This window comes from Profundibacterium mesophilum KAUST100406-0324 (genome assembly GCF_009835145.1).
GTDB classification, from domain to species: domain Bacteria; phylum Pseudomonadota; class Alphaproteobacteria; order Rhodobacterales; family Rhodobacteraceae; genus Profundibacterium; species Profundibacterium mesophilum.
In genome coordinates this window covers 101,155-118,771 of the sequence record NZ_APKE01000022.1, presented here as the reverse complement: position 1 = coordinate 118,771, position 17,617 = coordinate 101,155, and the positions used below count along the sequence as shown (strand labels likewise).

The window sequence follows — 17,617 nt, the reverse complement described above, 5'->3', positions numbered from 1 at the left end:
ATAGGGCATGCGGTCACCGATTTCCCGTGCCGCCTTGCCGCATGCGGCGGCGCCCGCCCGGAAGACGGCGCCAGCGGCCGGAGGGGATGCCTCCGGCGGAGGTATTTGCCGCGAAGATGAAGATGCAGGTGCCGGAGCCGAATGGCGCGAGGCGCCTGTCAGCGGACGATGTCCTCCTCCGCGACGAACATGTTTGCCCAGGCCCGGTCGATGAGCTCGGGTGTCATGTGATAGGGCTTTCCCTCGAATTCGCAGATGGAGATCATCTGGTCGATCAGGAAGATCGGTTGATAATTGGCGTAGATGTTGTCGATCTGCGGGTATTTCTGCTTCATCAGGTGCACGAGGGAGGCCTCGTCGAGGGGCATCTTGCGCTTCTGCGCGACGAGCGAGAAGATCCGGAGGAAGTCTTTCTGGTTCGGGCCGTCGATCTTGATCTTGAAGAAGATACGGCGCAGGGCCGCCTGGTCGAAGATCTTGTTGGGGTGAAAGTTCGTCGAGAAGATCACCAGCGTGTCGAAGGGCACGGTGAACTTCTCGCCCGATTGCAGGGCAAGGATGTCGCGCGATTCCTCGAGCGGCACGATCCAGCGGTTGATCAGAGCCTGCGGCGGGTCGGCCTGCCGGCCGAGGTCGTCGACGATGAAGATGCCGCCCGTCGCCTTGAGCTGCAACGGCGCCTGGTAGGTCTTGGCGGTGGGGTTGTAGACCAGGTCGAGCATGTCGAGCGTCAGCTCGCCGCCGGTCACGACCGTCGGCCGCTCGCAATGGACGTAGCGCGTGTCGAAGCGGGTGCGACGGCGCAGGGCCGACGGATCGCTGTCGGCGCCGGTCGCGGCAGTGTGCACGATCGGGTCGTAGACGGTGATCACCTGGCCCGAATACTCGATCGCGCGCGGCACGTAGATGCGGTCGCCGATCGCATCGCGGATGCCGTTGGAGATGGATGATTTGCCGTTGCCCGGGGGGCCGTACATCAGGATCGACCGGCCGGCGCCGACGGCGGGGCCGAGATTGTCCAGAAGGTCGTCCGGCAGGACCAGATGCCCCATCGCGCCGGTCAGCTGGCTGCGGGATATGCGGATGTTGCGGATCGACTGGCGCGCGACCTGCTCGCGGTAGACCGAGAGGGGCACGGGCATCGCGCCGTAATATTCCGACTGCGAGAGGGCATCGAGCGCGCGGGCCTTTCCCGTCTCGCTCAGCCTGTAGCCCATCTCCGAGGCCGATGTCGCATGCAAGGTGCCCGTCGCCTCGATCAGGCCCTGCTGCCGGGCTGCATCGACCAGCTCCTGCGTGATCTGCATCGGCAGGCAGATCGTCGCGGCAAGCTCGGAGACATGCTCGACATTCATGCGGAACATCGTCTTGAGAACGATGTCGCGCATCATGACGGGCGGCAGTTTCATCGCCGCGAGGGTCTTGGGGATGGGTGGCGCGACCACGCCCGCGGTCTGGCCCTGCATGCGCCGGTCCGTGGGGAGGGTCTTGGGAAGCGGCTGCTGCCTGGCCGCGTTGCCTTGCATGGTCATGCCTGTCACTCGCTCTGCCGCGCGCTGCCTGAAACGCGTCTGCCTGCCTGCCCGCTTGCGTGGCGGCAGCGCCGCGCGAGAGGTTTTTGCCCCGGTTCATCGGTGCTTCACTGTTCAGGGGCGAAAGTGATCCCGTATTGTGGCCAAGATTTGGCGCGAAGCGGGGTGTGATGATGGCAAGTCGTGCAAAGGCGACGGGTGCCGGTCTGGCGGTGCTCGTCATTCTGGGCGGGCTTGCCCTTCTGGCGGATGGTCTGCGGGTGAACCGCTACGAAGGCGATGTCATCCATCTCGTCGAACTGGCTCTCAGGATGGAGCGCGGCGAGCGGCCACACGCCGATTTCATGACCCCGATCGGCCCCCTGGCGATCTGGCCCATCGCGCTGGCGATGTCGGTTGGGCTTGGCATCGGCAAGGCCTTCGTGATCGCGCAGATCGCGCTGGCGCTTTTGTGCGTGCCCCTTGCGGCCGGCATCGGGGCACGGCGCTTCGGGGGGCTTGGCGCCGCGGCATTCGCCGCCCTGCCGGCGGTGTTGATCCTGTCTCTCGTGCATGGGGGCACCGATCCGGGGCTGTCGATCTCCATGCATTACAACCGCTGGGCCTGGGCGCTGGGCTTCATTGCCCTGGGCACGGCGCTGGTGCCGCCGATCCGCCGCAACGCGCTCGGGGACGGGGCAGGTATCGGCTTGCCGCTGGCCGCGCTGGCGCTGATCAAGGTCACCTATGTGGTGGGGCTGCTGCCCGCCGTGCTTGTCCTCCTGGCGCTGCGGCGCGATTTCGGGGTGATGGCCATCGCCGCGGGCCTCGCCATCGCTTGCCTGGGGGTTTTCACGCTGGGCGTGGGCGCCGGGTTCTGGCCGGGCTATTTCGGCGATCTCCTCGACACGGCCCGATCGCAGACCCGCGCCTATCCGGGCCTGTCGCTGGCGCAGGTGCTGACGGGTCCGGCCTATCTCGTGGGGCATGTGGCGATGCTGGCGGCGGTGATCTGCCTGCGCCGCGGCGGGCGCGCGGTCGAGGGGCTCGGTCTTTTGCTGATGCTGGGTGGGCTGGTCTACATCACCTTCCAGAATTTCGGGAACGATCCGCTCTGGTTCGCCCCCGTGGGCCTGCTTCTGCTCGGGCTGCTGCCGGCGGGAGGTGGCGCGGCGAAAGGGGGAGACGCCGCGCGGACTGGCGTGCTCGTGGCCGCCCTGGTGCTTGCGGGCCTGGGAGCGCCCTACCTGGTCAATCTCGCGCTCAGCCCGGTGCGGCATCTGGCCGAGGACCGCGCGGATTACGTGCCGCTTCTGCCGCGCGGCGGGCGGCACGGCGATCTCTTGATGGAGACCGAGCGCGCGAGCCGGGTCAACCTGCTGCATGCCGGCGAGCAGGGTATCGCACAGCTCGCGGCGCTGCGCGCCCGCGCCGACCGCTCGCCGCCGCCATCGATCGGGGGCACCGCGCTTCCATCCTGCAGCCTGGAGGGCGGGCTTGCGGGATGGTTCGACATGGTCGCCCGCGATCTCGACACTGCCGCGTTGCCCGATGGAAGCCGGGTCGTGGTCGCCGACCTTCTCGAAAGCCTCTGGATGTTCTCCGAGCGCATCGCCCCGCTGCCAGGCGGTGCGCCCTGGCGCTATGGCGGGCTGCCCGGTGTGCAGAACGCGACGCATTTCCTGGTGCCGCTCTGCCCGATCGATCCGGGCAGCCGTGACGAGATCGTGCGTCTGATGGCCGAGGAGGGACATGGGCTCGTGCCGGTGCGGCAGACCGAGCTCTATACGCTCTACGAGATCGTTCCGCCGAACATGCCGGGCATCGCCGCGCGCAGCAGGTAGAAGGCAAGCGTTCCGCCCAGCGCGAGCCCCATCGGGAAATCCTTGCGCTTCCAGCTCTCCCAATGGGGGCTGCGGGCCCGGATCGCGGGAACGGCGCGTGCCGCGCGGTGGGTGGCGAAGGCGGTGAGGAGCACGGCGGCGAAGAGAACCATCACCGCCGGGATGTCCTGCGGCGCGACGAAGGGCGCGGCGGCGGCCGCGAATTTCGCGTCCCCCGCGCCGAGCGCCCCCGCCAGGTTGAGGCAGAAACCGGCCAGCAGCACGGCGGCCAGATGCGTCCAGCGCCAGGCCCAGTCCTCCAGGGGGAGAACGAAGGGGCCGATCAGGGCGAAACTCGCCGCAAGGGCGATCACCGCGGCATTGGGGATCTTCATCCGCGCCATGTCCGACCACGCCACCCAGATGCAGATCGGCAGGGCGGGAAGTGCGAAGGCCAGCGCCGCGCCCGGTGAGAGCTCCATTCCTAGCGCGCCACGTTCGCTTCGAGCGCGGCCAGGCTCCGCGCGGCGGCCTCGAAATGCTGCGGATGCGTGTCCACGGCGCTGCGCAAAAGGCCCTTGCCGATCGCCACGTCGCCCTGCTTGATCGCGGCGAGGGCGAGCGTATGCATGAGCTGCGCCTGCTCGGTCTGGCTCATCGGCACGACGGGCAGGTCGTATTTGCGCTGGGCGCCGCGGGCCAGCACGAGGTTGTTCTTGGCGGTGAAGAGATCGCGGTCATGCCCGATCGCCTCGGCGAAGAGGCGCTCGGCGGCGTCGAAATCCCCGCGGCTGAGCTTGGAATAGCCCCAGTTGTTCATCACCCCGGCCGGCTGCGTGGTCAGGCTGGCGGCGATCTCGTAGAAGCTGTCGGCCTTGGCCCAGCGCTTGTTGCTGTCGGCGACCATCGCCTCGAGCTTGTAGCGCTCGAAGGTCTCGTAGGTGGGGGGGATCGCGTTGAGCTGCGCCTCGGCCTCGTTCCAGCGGCCCGCGCGGATCAGAGCGTCGGCATATTGCACCTTGTCGGAGGGCGTGGCCTGCGGATGGGCGGCGACGCTTTGCCAGGCGCCGGTCGCCTCGGTGATCGCCTTGGCCCGGACCAGCGAGGCGGCGAGCCCGCGCTGCAGGTCGAGCCGGTCCGGCGCGGCGGCCGAGGCGCGCTTGAAGTAGTTCACGGCCTCCGTGGGATCGGCCACGGTGAGCATGATGTCGTTGAGGTTGGTCTCATCGATGACGTTGACGTCCTCGATCGCCCGCCGCGCCTCGGCCGAGTTGTCGCGCGCGCCGCAGCCCGAGACGAGCAGCAGCATCGCGCCGGCGCAGGCCGCGATAAGGGGGTGGCGCATGGCATGCATCCTTTTGCATCGCAGTTGCCGGCCGGCGTCTCAGCCGCGGGGCAGGATCAGGTAGCTTCCCGTGCCGCGCCGGACCAGCGCGAAATTCGCGTTGTCCGCGTCAGGGTAGTCGGGGGTCGCGCTCTTTTCGAGGGCGAGGGAGAGATTTCCGCGTATCTCGTCACTTTGGCCACTATCGAGGGCGACGGCGGTGCGAAAGACGCGTGCCGCCTCGGCGATCTCGCCGCGCTCCATCAGCACCACGCCGAGATTGTTCCAGGCGGGGGCGAAGGCGGCATCGCTGCGCACCGCGCGGCGCAGCAGCGTCTCGGCCTGGCCCAGCCGGCCCAGCGCGAGATTGGCCGATCCCAGCGCCGAGAGCACATCGACGGTCGTGCCGTGCTCCGAGGCGGCCAGCAGGTAGGCCTTGAGCGCCAGTTCCGCCTCGCCCGCCGCCATCAGCCTGTGCCCGACGATCAGCCCGTCGACGCTCGTCTCGCCGCGCGGCACGCCGGCGGGCGCGTAGGGACCACGCGCGGTGCCTTGCGTCCCGGCGCAGGCGGCCAGCAGCAGCAACAGGGGCAGGAGGATGAACGGCATGACCTACATGGAGAAGCTGCCCAATGTCTCGACGATATTGTAGATCGAGGGTCCGAGCAGGATGATCAGAAGAGGCGGAACGGTGAGCATCATTGTCGCAAGAGTCATCTTGGTCGGCAAGGTGTTCGCCTTCTCCTCGGCGCGCATGACGCGTTTGTCACGCATTTCGGAGGCATAGACCCGCAGCGCCTCGGCGATCGACGTGCCGAAGGTCGAGGACTGGATCAGCACGGTGACGAAGCTTGCCACATCGGGAACGCCGCACCGTTCGGACATGTCGCGCAGAACGGCGACCTTCTCCTTGCCCGCCTTGATCTCGTTGCCGACCATCTCGTACTCGTCGGCGAGGGCGGGGAAGCCCGAGCGGATCTCGCGCGCGACGCGGACGATCGACTGGTCGAGCGACTGGCCGGCCTCGACGCAGACCAGCATCATGTCGAGACTGTCGGGAAAGCCGTTGGTGATCTCCTCCTGCCGCGTCTGCAGGCGTTTCGTCACCCAGTACTTGGGGGCCATGTAGCCCACCACGCCGGGGATCAGGATGGTCAGGATCGTGGCTTGGGTCGACGGGTCCGAAGTGGCGGACTTGACCACGGCATAGAGCGCGCCGAGGGCGAGGAACCCGACGCCGAGCGCGAATTGCATGAAATGGAAGATGCGCACCGCGTTCTTGGAGCGGTAGCCGGCCTGCAGGAGCTTGAGGCGGCTGGCGGAATATTCCTCCGCGTTCTGCGGCTCGAGGAAGGTCGAATATTTCTCCAGCTTGTCGTGCTTGCCCCCGATCCGCAGGGCCGGCCCTTCGGTGGAGGAGGCGGCGGCGCGTGTGCCGCTGCGCAGCTTGTCGAGCGGGTCCGGCCGGCGCCTGAAGAGAAAGGGCAGGGTCAGCAGGATCAGCAGCACTCCCAGCCCGCCCACCGCGATCAGCGGGCCGAGCGGTCCCAGGAGGCCCGTGAGCAGAAGATTGATCCGGTCCATGTGTCGATCCTCAGACCTTGATGTTCACGAGGGATTTCATGACCACGATGTTGATGACGAGAAAGGCGGCCACGACGAGGCAGGCCGGAATGAAGTAGGAGGTCTCCTTCACCGCGTCGTAGTAGTTGGGCGAGATCACGTTGATCATCACCAGCGCGCCCAGCGGGAAGACCGACAGGAACATGCCGGACCATTTCGCCTCGGCGGTGATCGCCTTGACGCGGCGAAAGAGCTTGAAGCGCGAGCGGATCACCTTGGCCAGCCCGTCGAGCACCTCGGCGAGGTTGCCGCCCGATTGCTGCTGGATCGTCACGGCCACAGCGAGAAAGCGCAGGTCCTGCATGTCGAGCCGCTCGGCCATCGCCTTGAGCGCCTCGCCCGATTCGCGCCCATAGGCCGCCTCGTCCGCGATCACGCCCATCTCGCTGCCGAGCGGGTCGGGAACCTCCTTGGCGACGATGTTGATGGCGCTCGAGAAGGGATGGCCCACGCGCAAACTGCGCACCATCAGCTCGACCGCGTCGGGGAGCTGCTCCTCGATCAGGCCCATGCGCTTCTTGGCCTTGCCATTGATCCAGACATAGACCCCGCCCACGCCCATCGCGGCAGCGACGACGATGCGGATCGGCGCCGAGGCGGCGGTCTGGATCGTCAGGCCGAGATAGGCGACCGTCGACAGGATGACCATCACGACGATCAGTTGCACCGGGGTGAAGGCAATATTGGCCTTCTGCGCCTTGACGGCCAGCATCGAGTAGAGCGGGATGCTCTGCGATTTCATGTGCTGGCTCATCTCCTTGCGGAGCTGGTCGAGCACCTGTTCGCGGCCCTTGCCCTTCTCGAGCATCTCGAGCCGGCGGTTGACGCGGCTGTTGAGGCTGATCGAACGGCCAAAGACCGTAAGATAGATGCCTTCCACCAGAACGATCACGGCGACGAAGATCAATCCGTAGATGAGCGGCTCTGCGCTAAGCATGGTCTACCCCTTCGCGGGTTCGTAGAGTTCGGCGGGCAGGTCGTAGCCCCACATGCGGAACCGGTCGGAGAAATGCGAACGCACGCCGGTCGCGGTGAAATGGCCGATGATCTTGTTCTCGGGCGTCAGGCCGACACGCTGGAAGCGGAAGAGCTCCTGCATGGAGATCACATCGCCCTCCATCCCGGTGACCTCGGTGATCGAGGTCATCCGGCGGCTGCCATCTTGCAGGCGGCTGGCCTGCACGATCAGGTTCACGGCGCTGGAGATCTGGCTGCGCACGGCCTTGAGCGGCATCTCGATCCCGGCCATCGCGATCATGTTCTCAAGGCGGCTGATCCCGTCGCGCGCGCTGTTGGCGTGGATGGTGGTCATCGAGCCGTCATGGCCGGTATTCATCGCCTGGAGCATGTCGATAACCTCCTCGCCGCGCGTCTCGCCGACGATGATCCGGTCGGGGCGCATCCTCAGCGCGTTCTTGAGGCAGTCGCGCTGGCTGACGGCGCCCTTGCCCTCGACATTGGCCGGGCGGCTCTCCATCCGGCCCACATGGGTCTGCTGGAGTTGCAGCTCGGCCGTATCCTCGATGGTCAGGATCCGCTCGGCATCGTCGATGAAGGAGGAGAGGGCGTTCAGGGTCGTGGTCTTGCCCGAGCCGGTTCCCCCCGAGACGATGATGTTGAGCCGGGTGCTGACCGCGGCCTCCAGATAGAGCGCCATCTCCTGCGAGAATGCACCGAAGCGCACGAGATCCTTGATCCCGAGCTTCTCCTTCTTGAACTTGCGGATCGACACGAGGCTTCCATCCACCGCGATCGGCGGCACCATGGCGTTGAAGCGCGAGCCGTCGGCGAGGCGGGCATCGACGTAAGGGTTGCTCTCGTCGACGCGGCGGCCGACGGCGGAGACGATCTTGTCGATGATCCGCAGAAGGTGACGCTCGTCCTTGAAGGTGATGTCGGTCAGCTGCAGCTTGCCATCGCGCTCGACGAAGATCTGCTGCGGGCCGTTCACGAGGATGTCGTTGACGCTGTCATCCTTGAGCAGGGTCTCGAGGGGCCCGAGCCCTTTCACCTCGTCATAGAGATCCTGGTTGAGCGTCTGGCGCTCCTCGCGGTTGAGCACCACGCCCATCTCGTCGAGCGCCTCGCTGGCGATGGAGACGATCTCGGCCTTGAGATCCGCCTCCGCCGCGCTTTCGAGCGCGGAGAGATTGAGGTTCTCGAGCAATTCCTTGTGCAGTTGCACCTTGATCTCGCTGAGCCGCTCGCGCCGCTTGCGGTCCTTGTCGACCGCCACGGGACGGGCCGTCACCTTGGCCGCGTGGCGGTCCGGAATGGCTTTCGGCGGCAGTGACTGCGGCGCGGGAACGGCGGCCGGAAGGCTGGCGGCGGGCTGGACGGTCCCGCTGGCCAGGGCGGCCGGCGCGGGGGCGGGCGCGGCGGCCCCGGTCTTCTTGTAGCGCGAGAACATGGGCCGGTCTCCTTCAGGCGCTGGCGACGGCGCGGTTGAGCTCATGCGCGGAGAGGGCGATCTTCTGGATCTCGCGCCGCAGCGGGTTCTTGCGCGCGCTCTCGGCAAGGGGCGTGCCCTGGTCATTGCCCTGCGTCACCTGGCGGCCCCCGTCGGGAAGCTGCACGTCGATGGCGATGTCGAGCGTCTCGGCGAGGCGCTTGACCCGCGCCTTGCCGGTCAGGTCAGCGAATTTCGGTCCGCGATTGAGCATGAAGCGCAGCTTCTCGACGGGGAGATCCTCGGCCTTGAGAGCCCGCAGCAGCCTGAGGGCATTCTGCGCGGACCGCATGTCGAGCTCGATCAGCGAGAAATAGACCCGCGCCGCGCTCAGGACCGATTCGGTCCATTGGACGACCGTCGAGGGCATGTCGATGACGACATAGTCGAAATTGGCCCGCGCGATGGTCAGCAGACGTTCGATATCCTCGGGGGTGATCAAGTCGAGCGGCAGCATCTCCGCCGGGGCGGTGAGCACGTGCAGCTTGTCATTATAGCTCAGCAGCGCCTGCATGAAGCTCTCGCTGTCCATCGATTCGGTGTCCGAGAGCAGCTCGAAGATCGCCTCGCGCCTCGGCAGGTCGAGATAGGTGCTCACCGCGCCGGCCTGCAGGTCGAGATCGATCAGGCAGACACGGGGCGCCTCGGTCTTGGGGGATGTCGCGAGCTCCCATGCGAGGTTGACGGCGAATGTCGTGGCCCCGACACCCCCCGCCAGCCCCTGCACCGGCAATACCACCCCCTCGCGGTCGCCTGTCGGCTTGAGCGCGGTGGGTTTGGCGGCGGATGTCTCGGGCCCGGGGGCTTCCTCGGCGGCCTTCGCGAGGCGTGCGACCGCATCGTGCAGCGCGCCTTCCGGCAAAGGGTAGGGGACAAATTCGCTCGCGCCGAGCTTGAGAAGCTGGTGCAGCACCATCGGGCTGACTTCCTCGGCGATCACGATGACCTTGATCGAGTGCGAGATCGCGGTGCGGATCAGCTCGGCGATCTCGGAGATGTTGTCCTCGTCATCCTCGTCCATCGCAACGGCGACGAATTCCAGGTCGGCCGCCTCCGGCTGGGTCAGGAAGACGCGCGCATCGGCATAGCTCAGATCACCCCAGGCCTCGCCGAGTTCGGTTTCCATGTCCTCGATGAGGAGGTCGAAATTCTGGACGTCGCGGCAGATCGTGCAGGCACGTATCGTCTCGGGCTCGGCTTGGAGTGCAAGAACGCTCGTCATGATCCCAAACTTCCTTCGTTGTCGGCAAGGCGTCTGCGCTGTCGCGGAAAGTCGGCGGGCCGGTCATTCTACCAGCAAGGCGCAACGCTGTTCTGAGCCGGTGTTTTGCCCCTCAAACTTGACCAGATTGAGGCTGAAACCGCCAAATTATCCGGTGAAGCGAGACATTGCGGGCAATTTGCAACGATCGTTTCTGGGAGCCGGGCTCGCGGGCCTGCGCGAAGGCGCGAAGCCCTGGCTGGCAAGGGTGCCGCGCCCGCGGTTCAGCCGCCCGCGGGGGCCGCGAGGGTCGCGCCGGGCGCGCTGCCGCCTTGCGGGACGGGGATCGCGCTCTGGACATATTCGCGGAAGATCACCTCGGCGTATTTGCCGTTCAGCACCCGGTCGCCCTGCCCGACGAAGCCCGAGACCTCGGTGACGGTCCGGCGGTTGGCCCGGGCGCGCCCCTGCGTGACGATGAGCGGCTGCGTCTCGCCGAAGGAGACCAGCGCCTCCAGCCGTGCGGGGCTGATGCCGCGGGTGGCGAGATGGGCCACCACCGCCTGCGCGCGGCGCAGGCCGAGCGCCTTGTTGTAGGCGTCGCTGCCAACCAGGTCCGTGTGGCCGAAGACCCTGAAACGCACTTCCGGGAATTGCCTGATCCAGCTTGCCTGGCGGTTGAGCACCGCGCGTGCGGACGCATCGAGCACGGCGCTGTCGAAGGCGAAGGTCACGACCGAATCGACCTCTGCCGAGAAGCGGTTGTTGAGCCCCTCGACCTGCCCGAGCGCGCCGCTCTGGACCTGGGTGTTGATCAAGGTGGCGTTGCCGAAGCCCGACCGGTCGAGCGCGCCGCCGGCGACCTGGTCGAAGCTGCGCGGGCCGGTGCCCGGCGCGCAGGCCCCGAGGATTGCGGCTGAGGCGATCGCGAGGGCGGCGCGCAGCGGCCGGGAGCGAATGGTCATCGGGCTTGGCCTCCTCAATCCATCACGTAGCCGTAGGAGCCGCTGAAATCCTGCTTGGCCACCTCGCCGGCGGCGCCGCCCTGCGTGCGCCCCCCGGTCAGGCGGCCGTTGAGGAACAGGTCGCGCTCGGTCGGCAATGTCACGCGGTCGGTGGGCAAGGCGAGGGCCTCGCCGCGCACCGGGGTGACGAGATGGGGGGTGATGATGATGACCAGCTCGCTCTGGCGCCGTTCGTATTCGGCGCTGCGAAAAAGTGCCCCGAGGATCGGCACATCGCCCAGCCAGGGCACCTGGCCGGCGAGATCCTGGAAGTCATCCTCGAGAAGGCCGGCAATGGCGAAGCTCTCGCCGTCCTTCATCTCGACGGTGGTCGAGGTCTCGCGCCGGCGGAAACTGTTTACCGTGAAGCCGTTCTGCTGGAAGGTCACGGTGTTGTCGAGGCCGGAGACGGCGGCCTTGAGCTGGATGTTGATCAGGTCGTCGGCAACCACGCGCGGCGTGAAGTTCAGTTCGACGCCGAAGGGCTTGTACTGGACCGTGACCTCGCCGTCGCCGCCGGCCACGGGGATGGGATATTCGCCGCCCGCCAGAAAGCTCGCCTCCTGTCCGGAAAGCGCGGTCAGGTTCGGCTCGGCGAGGGTGCGCACGACGCCCTTGCTCTCGAGCGCTTCCAGCAGCACCGCGAATTGCAGGCTGCCGGCGCCGAAGCCCAGCGCCACGGCACCGTTCGATTCGCGCCCCGAGCTGAATCCCTCGCCGCTCAGGATGCTGCCGGCATTGCTGCCCGACAACGTGTTCGTACCGCCCTGCACGCCGACATCGCCGCCGAAGGTGCTGCCACCCACCGCGATCGAGCTCGACAGGGTCTTGCGCACCGAGCGCTGCATCTCGGCGAAACGCACCTTCAGCATGACCTGCTGCGTGCCGCCCACATCCATCAGGTTCGAGACCCGGTCGGGGGCGTAGCGCTGCGCGAGATCGAGGGCGCGGTCGAGCGCGACGATGCTGCTGACGGTGCCTGACAGCACGATGCCGTCATTGGCGGTGCGCACCTCGACCGGCTCGCCGGGAAGGATCTGGCGCAGGCGTTCCTTGAACTCCGCGATGTCGGGCGTCACCTGGACCTCGACATTCGTAATCAGGCGCCCTTCGGCGTTGAGCAGCGTCAGCGTGGTGCGCCCGGGCGCCTTGCCAAGCACGTAGATGGTCCGGTCCGACAGGGTCGAGATGTCGGCGATGGCGGGGTTGGCGATGCTGAGCTCGGCGAAGGGACGGTCCGATTCGACCACCACCGCGCGGTTCATCGGCACGTTCAGATTGCTGGAGGTGGAGCCGGTCATGACCCGCAACGTCTCGGAGTGACCCGGCGCCGCGATGCTCAGGCCGATCGCGGCCCCAAGGAGGGCCGCCTTCATGAAGCGCTGGAATGGCATGTGATCCTGCCTCTCTGAACCACGGCGTTGACGGGTCTTGCTGCCCTGCTCTGGCGGAAGCATGCGGGAGTTCGGATTCCATTGCAATCAGGGGCCGCGGTGCGGGGGGGACCTGTGTAGTTCGGCCGCAACAGCTGCGAAAAAGGTTAACGGCCCGCGGCGCAAGGGCTGCGGGCCGTCGGGGCCGGGTCGCGTCGACGTGCCGGCGGTCACTACTGGCTGCAGGGGATCGCGATCTCGACCATGTCGCCGCCGCGGCGGGTGCGGATCGTGCATACGCGGGGCGCCTCGGCCTGGACAACCCTCTGTTCGGGCTCGGGAGGGGCGAGGCCGAGAAGCTGTCTTTGGTCGATCTCGATGGCCTCGGCGATGCTGTCATCCTCGGAGCCGACGAGGCTGAGCGACAATCCGCCCGTGCTCTGGGCCTGTGCGAGGGCCGCGACCTGGCGGGGCGATGCCTCGACCGTCACGGTGCGCGCCACCGTGGGCGAGGAGCGATCCCCGTCGGCGGACTGGTCGATCGCGACCAGCTTGACGCCCGCCTCGATGAGCTTGGTGACTTCCTGGCGGCTGCCATCGGCATCGGGGACGGTGCCGCTCCAATAGACATCGACGCGGTCGCCGGGACGCAGGAAGCCCGACACGCCGGTCGAGACATCGACGCGGATGGCGAAGGCGCGCATGCCACGCGACAGGCGTGAGGAGACGCCGGCATCCTCGCCCGGCTCGGTGACCTTGACCGCAAGCACGACCTCGCCCTTCTCCATCGTGCGCAGCACGGCGCGCGGCGTGAGCCCGTCCTGCGGGAAAAGATCGGCGGGCTCGAGGAAGGCGCCCTCCGGGATCGCGGCTTCGGGGAAGGCGACCCAGATGACATCTTCCTTGGTGAGCGGCTCGCCGTAGCGCAGGGCGCGGTTGGTCACGAAGACATCGCGGGTCGGGACGATCTGTGCCTGGTTGGCGCGCTCGCCGGCAAGGATCGCCTCGCGTTCCGTGATGTAGCCCTTCGCCATGTAGACGGCGAAACCTGCAAGGCCGATGCCGAGCATCAGAACCAATCCGAAAATCATCCTCATGTGCTGTCCTCTTCGGGTGGACCGGGCGCCCCTCGTTCCGGGTGCGGCGGGTCTGTCGTGGCGGGCGTCGCCGCGGGGAGGGGGCTGCGGACGGGGGCCGTTTCGGGCCATGCGCAGTCCGTGTCCGTGAAGGTCGCCGCTTCTGCGGCGCCGGTGCCCCGGCCCGCCCGGTCAGGGCGGAACAGGACGATTTGCGCCGGATTCAGAAGCTGGTGGTCACGGCCGTTCCCGACAGCTGGGTCGAGATTTTCTCCGTCACGGCCTGCGTGCCGGTGGTGACCGAGGTCAGCACCGCGATGCCGAGGCCGACGATGGCGGCGGTCAGCACGACCCAGTCGACGGTGACGGCGCCGTCTTCGTCGCGGTGAAATTTCGAAGCGAGTTTGAGAAGTTTCATCGTCATGTCCTTTCGAGGAGAGAGCCGGTGATCCGGCCTGTCTTCAGGCCCGCGCGGGGTCCGGGGCCTCACGAAAGCCAGACAAGCACGCAATCTGGCCAAGAGTGCGGCGGCAAAGGTCTATTTCTAGGCCGAACCGCATGAGGGAACCGCGTGGATGCAGGCAGGTGGAGCGCCCGCCGCGGGACGGCACGCATGAAAAGGGGGCAGCACCCCTTGATGCTACCCCCTAGCGGATGGCCGGTCTCTTTCCGGCGATCAGAATGCCTTGGTTACCGTGGTCGAGGTCAGCTTGCCGGAAATCTTCTCCGTCACGGCCTGCGTGCCGCTGGTGACCGAGGTGAGAACGGCGATGCCGAGGCCCACGATGGCAGCGGTCAGCACAACCCAGTCGACGGTGACTGCGCCGTCTTCGTCGCGGGCGAAACGGTTGGTGATCTTGAAGAGCTTCATGGTTTTTTTTACCTCTGGTTCAGTGTCTCTCGGATTGACCGATCCAGAACACAGTCCGTTTCGGCAGGAGCCAATAAGCCCGGCAAATGGGGCATGTTTTGGACCCGTAGCGGGCCATTTTCGCATGTCTGGACAATCATCGGGGCAAAACGGGCATGTCCGGGCGCAAAGACGCCTGTGCCGGGGGTGCGCATGGGCCGCATTCCGCCGGTGCCTTCCCGCCGCGCCCCGCAGACCGATTCCCTGCCGGCCCGGCCGCGGCGCGTGGAGGGGAGCGGCAGGGCCCGGGCGCTCGCCTGCCGGGGACCGCCCGGGCCGGCCCCCGCGGCGCGCCCGCCTCGGGGAAGGGATGGCAGATATCGCCGCACCGGCGTTGCCGCGCTGCACCAGCCGCGCGCCCCGCCGCGCAAAGGCGCGGTCCGGCGCTGGATCGCGCAGCGGGCTTGGGACAAACTCGACCCCATGGGACATGCAGCCGGCCGGGCGGCCGAGACCGAAAGCCGAGAGGGCGGGACCGGGCGGGCGCGGGCATTGGCGCGGGGCCTCTGCGCGCTCATCTGCGCGGCGGCGTTCAGCGGCCTTGCCGCGCCCCAGGCCCTCGCCGAGACGCAGGAGGACCGCACGGCCCGCCGCGAGGTCGTGCCGCCACCCTTCGCCGATTTCACCTTCAAGCGCCTCAAGCCGCCGGCGCCCGGCACGAAGCGGCGCATCACGGTGCAGATCACCCAGCCACCACCACCCGCCGCGATCGAAAGCGCGCGCGCGGCGGCGGTTCCGGCCGCCCGGGGCGCGCTCGATTGGTTCTGGCGCGAGGTGCCGCCCGCGGGCGCCGGCCTCGGCGGGGTGGACGCTGCGCTCGCGGTGCTGCGCAATGCGCCCGCCGGGCAGCGCCTGCCGGAGCCGCGTCTCGACGCCCTGCGCAAGATCGCCGCCATCCATGGGCGCGAGATCCTCCTTGCGACGATCGGCACGCGTGTTTCCCCGGCACTGGTCCTGGCCGTGATCGCGGTCGAATCGGGTGGCCGTGCCGATGCGCGCAGCCGGGCCGGCGCCGCCGGGCTGATGCAGCTGATGCCCGACACCGCCGCGCGGTTCGGGGTGCGCGACAGCCTGCATCCGCCGGAGAACATCCGTGGCGGCGTCACCTATCTTGACTGGCTGATGAGCCATTTCGACAATGATCCCGTCCTGGCCCTTGCCGGCTACAATGCCGGCGAGGGGGCGGTGCGCTCCCATGCCGGGGTGCCGCCCTTCGCCGAAACCCGGTCCTACGTGCCCAAGGTGCTGACGGCCTGGAACGTGGCGCGCGGCCTGTGCCTGACGCCGCCCCGGCTGATTACCGATGGCTGCGTCCTGATGGGGCGGGGCCGCGCGAGCAATGGCTGAACCGCCGCTCGTCGTCGCGCTGCCGGCCTTGATGCGCACCGGGCTGCAGCTCGAGACGCTCTGGGCGGCGCTGGGCCGGGAGCCGCTGGCGCTTCTCGATGCGGTGCGGCGGCGCGATGGCGCGGCGCTCATGGCCGCCGCCGGGCTGCGCCACGATCTGCTGCCGCTTGCCGCGGCGACCGAGGCGCGGATCGACGAGGCCCTCGCCCGGGGGCGGCGGGTTCTTCTCATGTCCGAGCGCCCGGATCTCGCCGCGCCGCTCGCCGAAACGCTGGGCCTTGAATTGCTGGCCATGCCGCGCATGGAGCGACGGGCCGCGCTCGATGCACATTTCGGGGCAGGGGGCTACGAGCTGCTCGCCGCGCCCCGCGCCTTCGCCGAGCTGCCGCGGCGGGCGATGCTGCGTGCCCTGCGGCCGCATCAATGGGTGAAGAACGTCCTGCTTTTCCTCGCGCCCATCGCCGCGCATGCCTTCGATCTGCCAACCCTGATACAGATCCTGCTCGGGATCGTCGCGTTCTCCGCCGCCGCCTCGTCGATCTACATCATCAACGATCTTCTGGACCTCGAGGCCGACCGCCTGCACGAGACCAAGCGCCGGCGCCCCTTCGCGGCCGGCGCCCTGCCACTTTGGAGCGGGATGGCGGGCTTTGCGCTTCTGGTGGCGCTCGCGCTGGGGCTGGGGGCGGTGCTCGGCGGCGAATTCGTCGCCGTTCTGATGATCTATGTCGGACTGTCCCTGGGCTATTCGCTCAGGCTCAAGAGGATGCGCTGGATCGATGTCTTCACCCTTGCCGCGCTCTACACGCTGCGGGTCTTCGCGGGGGCGGCCGCCGGCGGGGTGGAGGCGTCGATCTACATGCTGATCTTCATCTTCCCGGTCTTCCTGACGCTGGGCTGCGTCAAGCGACTGACCGAACTTGCGCGGGCGAAGGATCAGGGGCGGCTGCCGGGGCGCGGGTACGGCAAGGCCGACCAGGAGGATCTGCTCAACATGGCCGGGCTCGGGACGGTCGGGGCGCTTGTGATCTTCGCGCTCTACATCACCACCGAACATGCCGCCGCGCTCTACCCGACGCGCTGGATGCTGTGGCTGGCCTTGCCGCCGATCGCCTTGTGGCTGATCCGGATGATCGCGCTGGGGGCCCGCGGGCGGATGGATTACGACCCGATCGTCTTTGCGCTGCGTGACCGGCGGGGCATAGGTCTCCTGCTGATCACGCTGTCGCTGATGTTCTACTCCGCCGGCCTCTGGGCGGAGTGGTTCGGCTGACGGCCGGGCGCCCGGTTCGGCCGGACGCCCGGCGCGCCATCAGACGATATGCGCCTCCGTGGCGGCCCGGATCTCGTCCTCGGTGACGCCGTCCGCGGTCTCGACGATCCGCAGGCCGCCCTCGACGACATCGAGCACCCCGAGATTGGTGATGATCCTGTCGACCACCCCCGCGCCCGTCAGCGGCAGGGTACATTCGCGCAGCAGCTTCGATTCGCCCGCCTTGTTGGTGTGATCCATCACCACGACGACGCGCTTCACGCCGGCCACGAGGTCCATCGCACCGCCCATGCCCTTGACCAGCTTGCCGGGGATCATCCAGTTCGCCAGATCGCCGTTCTGCGCGACCTCCATCGCCCCGAGGATCGCGCAGGCGATCTTGCCACCGCGGATCATCCCGAAGCTCGTGGCACTGTCGAAATAGCTGGTGCGCGGAAGTTCGGTGATCGTCTGCTTGCCGGCATTGATCAGGTCGGGATCGACGGCATCATCGGTCGGGAAGGGCCCCATGCCGAGCATGCCGTTCTCGGATTGCAGTGTGATGTCCTTGTCGCCGACATAGTTGGCAACCAGCGTCGGGATGCCGATGCCCAGATTGACATACATTCCGTCTTCGAGCTCCTGCGCGGCACGCTCGGCCATCTGATTGCGGTCCCAGGGCATGTCTGCATCCTTTGATGATTTACCTGTCCGCCCCGTCTTA

General features: G+C 67.6%; 17 protein-coding genes. 3 read left to right on the top strand and 14 right to left on the bottom strand.

Features of this window, described 5'->3' with window-relative positions:
- Positions 1-158: 158 nt before the first annotated feature.
- Positions 159-1,466: a DUF8689 domain-containing protein gene (locus tag PMES_RS09470; protein WP_159965519.1), complete on the bottom strand. Its 1,308-nt coding sequence runs from the start codon at positions 1,464-1,466 to the stop codon at positions 159-161.
- Positions 1,467-1,705: 239 nt separating this feature from the next.
- On the opposite strand from PMES_RS09470, the gene PMES_RS09465 reads away from it, so the two are divergent.
- Entirely contained in the window at positions 1,706-3,355 is a 1,650-nt protein-coding gene (locus tag PMES_RS09465) for a hypothetical protein (protein WP_159965470.1), read from the top strand.
- On the opposite strand, the gene PMES_RS09460 is transcribed toward PMES_RS09465, so the two are convergent.
- The 12 genes from PMES_RS09460 to PMES_RS09405 all read right to left on the bottom strand — a co-directional run bounded on the left by PMES_RS09460 (position 3,304) and on the right by PMES_RS09405 (position 14,255).
- Entirely contained in the window at positions 3,304-3,816 is a 513-nt protein-coding gene (locus tag PMES_RS09460; protein WP_159965469.1) for a prepilin peptidase, read from the bottom strand. The two genes, PMES_RS09465 and PMES_RS09460, sit on opposite strands and share 52 nt — an antisense overlap.
- Before the next feature lie 2 nt (positions 3,817-3,818).
- A complete protein-coding gene (locus tag PMES_RS09455) occupies positions 3,819-4,679 on the bottom strand; it encodes a tetratricopeptide repeat protein (protein ID WP_159965468.1) in 861 nt (286 codons plus the stop codon).
- 39 nt (positions 4,680-4,718) lie between these two features.
- Positions 4,719-5,267, bottom strand: coding sequence for a tetratricopeptide repeat protein (locus PMES_RS09450; RefSeq protein ID WP_159965467.1), 549 nt, complete (start codon positions 5,265-5,267; stop codon positions 4,719-4,721).
- A 3-nt stretch (positions 5,268-5,270) separates the two neighbouring features.
- The gene (locus PMES_RS09445; protein WP_159965466.1) at positions 5,271-6,242 is read right to left on the bottom strand and encodes a type II secretion system F family protein; all 972 of its coding nucleotides are present in this window, start codon (positions 6,240-6,242) and stop codon (positions 5,271-5,273) included.
- 10 nt (positions 6,243-6,252) lie between these two features.
- Positions 6,253-7,218, bottom strand: a complete 966-nt coding sequence (locus PMES_RS09440) for a type II secretion system F family protein (RefSeq protein ID WP_159965465.1) — start codon at positions 7,216-7,218, stop codon at positions 6,253-6,255.
- 3 nt (positions 7,219-7,221) lie between these two features.
- Positions 7,222-8,691, bottom strand: coding sequence for a TadA family conjugal transfer-associated ATPase (locus PMES_RS09435; RefSeq protein ID WP_159965464.1), 1,470 nt, complete (start codon positions 8,689-8,691; stop codon positions 7,222-7,224).
- A gap of 13 nt (positions 8,692-8,704) precedes the next feature.
- Positions 8,705-9,952, bottom strand: a complete 1,248-nt coding sequence (locus tag PMES_RS09430) for a CpaE/TadZ family protein (protein WP_159965463.1) — start codon at positions 9,950-9,952, stop codon at positions 8,705-8,707.
- Positions 9,953-10,215: 263 nt separating this feature from the next.
- Positions 10,216-10,896 (bottom strand): OmpA family protein, encoded by a 681-nt coding sequence (locus PMES_RS09425; RefSeq protein ID WP_159965462.1) that lies wholly within the window; start codon positions 10,894-10,896, stop codon positions 10,216-10,218.
- Positions 10,897-10,910: 14 nt separating this feature from the next.
- The gene (locus PMES_RS09420) at positions 10,911-12,329 is read right to left on the bottom strand and encodes a type II and III secretion system protein family protein (RefSeq protein WP_159965461.1); all 1,419 of its coding nucleotides are present in this window, start codon (positions 12,327-12,329) and stop codon (positions 10,911-10,913) included.
- A gap of 212 nt (positions 12,330-12,541) precedes the next feature.
- On the bottom strand, positions 12,542-13,405 hold the full coding sequence (cpaB, locus tag PMES_RS09415; RefSeq protein WP_159965460.1) for a Flp pilus assembly protein CpaB: 864 nt from the start codon (positions 13,403-13,405) through the stop codon (positions 12,542-12,544).
- Between the two features lie 202 nt (positions 13,406-13,607).
- Complete coding sequence (locus PMES_RS09410; RefSeq protein ID WP_159965459.1) at positions 13,608-13,802, bottom strand: Flp family type IVb pilin; 195 nt, start codon at positions 13,800-13,802, stop codon at positions 13,608-13,610.
- Between the two features lie 258 nt (positions 13,803-14,060).
- A complete protein-coding gene (locus PMES_RS09405; protein WP_159965458.1) occupies positions 14,061-14,255 on the bottom strand; it encodes a Flp family type IVb pilin in 195 nt (64 codons plus the stop codon).
- Positions 14,256-14,717: 462 nt separating this feature from the next.
- Here PMES_RS09405 and PMES_RS09400 point away from each other — a divergent pair, with 462 nt between their 5' ends.
- Together PMES_RS09400 and PMES_RS09395 are read left to right on the top strand one after the other, a co-directional pair.
- Complete coding sequence (locus tag PMES_RS09400; protein ID WP_159965457.1) at positions 14,718-15,641, top strand: lytic transglycosylase domain-containing protein; 924 nt, start codon at positions 14,718-14,720, stop codon at positions 15,639-15,641.
- Positions 15,634-16,914 carry a UbiA family prenyltransferase gene (locus tag PMES_RS09395; RefSeq protein WP_159965456.1) on the top strand — a complete coding sequence of 427 codons (1,281 nt, stop codon included), beginning with the start codon at positions 15,634-15,636 and terminating at the stop codon, positions 16,912-16,914. Before PMES_RS09400 ends, PMES_RS09395 begins: the two co-directional genes overlap by 8 nt.
- A gap of 39 nt (positions 16,915-16,953) precedes the next feature.
- On the opposite strand, the gene PMES_RS09390 is transcribed toward PMES_RS09395, so the two are convergent.
- Positions 16,954-17,577, bottom strand: coding sequence for a 3-oxoacid CoA-transferase subunit B (locus PMES_RS09390; RefSeq protein ID WP_159965455.1), 624 nt, complete (start codon positions 17,575-17,577; stop codon positions 16,954-16,956).
- Positions 17,578-17,617: the final 40 nt, after the last annotated feature.

Coding starts and splice junctions, on each gene's coding strand:
- PMES_RS09470 (WP_159965519.1), bottom strand. CDS start 1,466: ATGCAGGGCCAGACCGCGGGCGTGGTCGCGCCACCCATCCCCAAGACC.
- PMES_RS09465 (WP_159965470.1), top strand. CDS start 1,706: ATGGCAAGTCGTGCAAAGGCGACGGGTGCCGGTCTGGCGGTGCTCGTC.
- PMES_RS09460 (WP_159965469.1), bottom strand. CDS start 3,816: ATGGAGCTCTCACCGGGCGCGGCGCTGGCCTTCGCACTTCCCGCCCTG.
- PMES_RS09455 (WP_159965468.1), bottom strand. CDS start 4,679: ATGCGCCACCCCCTTATCGCGGCCTGCGCCGGCGCGATGCTGCTGCTC.
- PMES_RS09450 (WP_159965467.1), bottom strand. CDS start 5,267: ATGCCGTTCATCCTCCTGCCCCTGTTGCTGCTGCTGGCCGCCTGCGCC.
- PMES_RS09445 (WP_159965466.1), bottom strand. CDS start 6,242: ATGGACCGGATCAATCTTCTGCTCACGGGCCTCCTGGGACCGCTCGGC.
- PMES_RS09440 (WP_159965465.1), bottom strand. CDS start 7,218: ATGCTTAGCGCAGAGCCGCTCATCTACGGATTGATCTTCGTCGCCGTG.
- PMES_RS09435 (WP_159965464.1), bottom strand. CDS start 8,691: ATGTTCTCGCGCTACAAGAAGACCGGGGCCGCCGCGCCCGCCCCCGCG.
- PMES_RS09430 (WP_159965463.1), bottom strand. CDS start 9,952: ATGACGAGCGTTCTTGCACTCCAAGCCGAGCCCGAGACGATACGTGCC.
- PMES_RS09425 (WP_159965462.1), bottom strand. CDS start 10,896: ATGACCATTCGCTCCCGGCCGCTGCGCGCCGCCCTCGCGATCGCCTCA.
- PMES_RS09420 (WP_159965461.1), bottom strand. CDS start 12,329: ATGCCATTCCAGCGCTTCATGAAGGCGGCCCTCCTTGGGGCCGCGATC.
- cpaB (WP_159965460.1), bottom strand. CDS start 13,405: ATGAGGATGATTTTCGGATTGGTTCTGATGCTCGGCATCGGCCTTGCA.
- PMES_RS09410 (WP_159965459.1), bottom strand. CDS start 13,802: ATGAAACTTCTCAAACTCGCTTCGAAATTTCACCGCGACGAAGACGGC.
- PMES_RS09405 (WP_159965458.1), bottom strand. CDS start 14,255: ATGAAGCTCTTCAAGATCACCAACCGTTTCGCCCGCGACGAAGACGGC.
- PMES_RS09400 (WP_159965457.1), top strand. CDS start 14,718: ATGGGACATGCAGCCGGCCGGGCGGCCGAGACCGAAAGCCGAGAGGGC.
- PMES_RS09395 (WP_159965456.1), top strand. CDS start 15,634: ATGGCTGAACCGCCGCTCGTCGTCGCGCTGCCGGCCTTGATGCGCACC.
- PMES_RS09390 (WP_159965455.1), bottom strand. CDS start 17,577: ATGCCCTGGGACCGCAATCAGATGGCCGAGCGTGCCGCGCAGGAGCTC.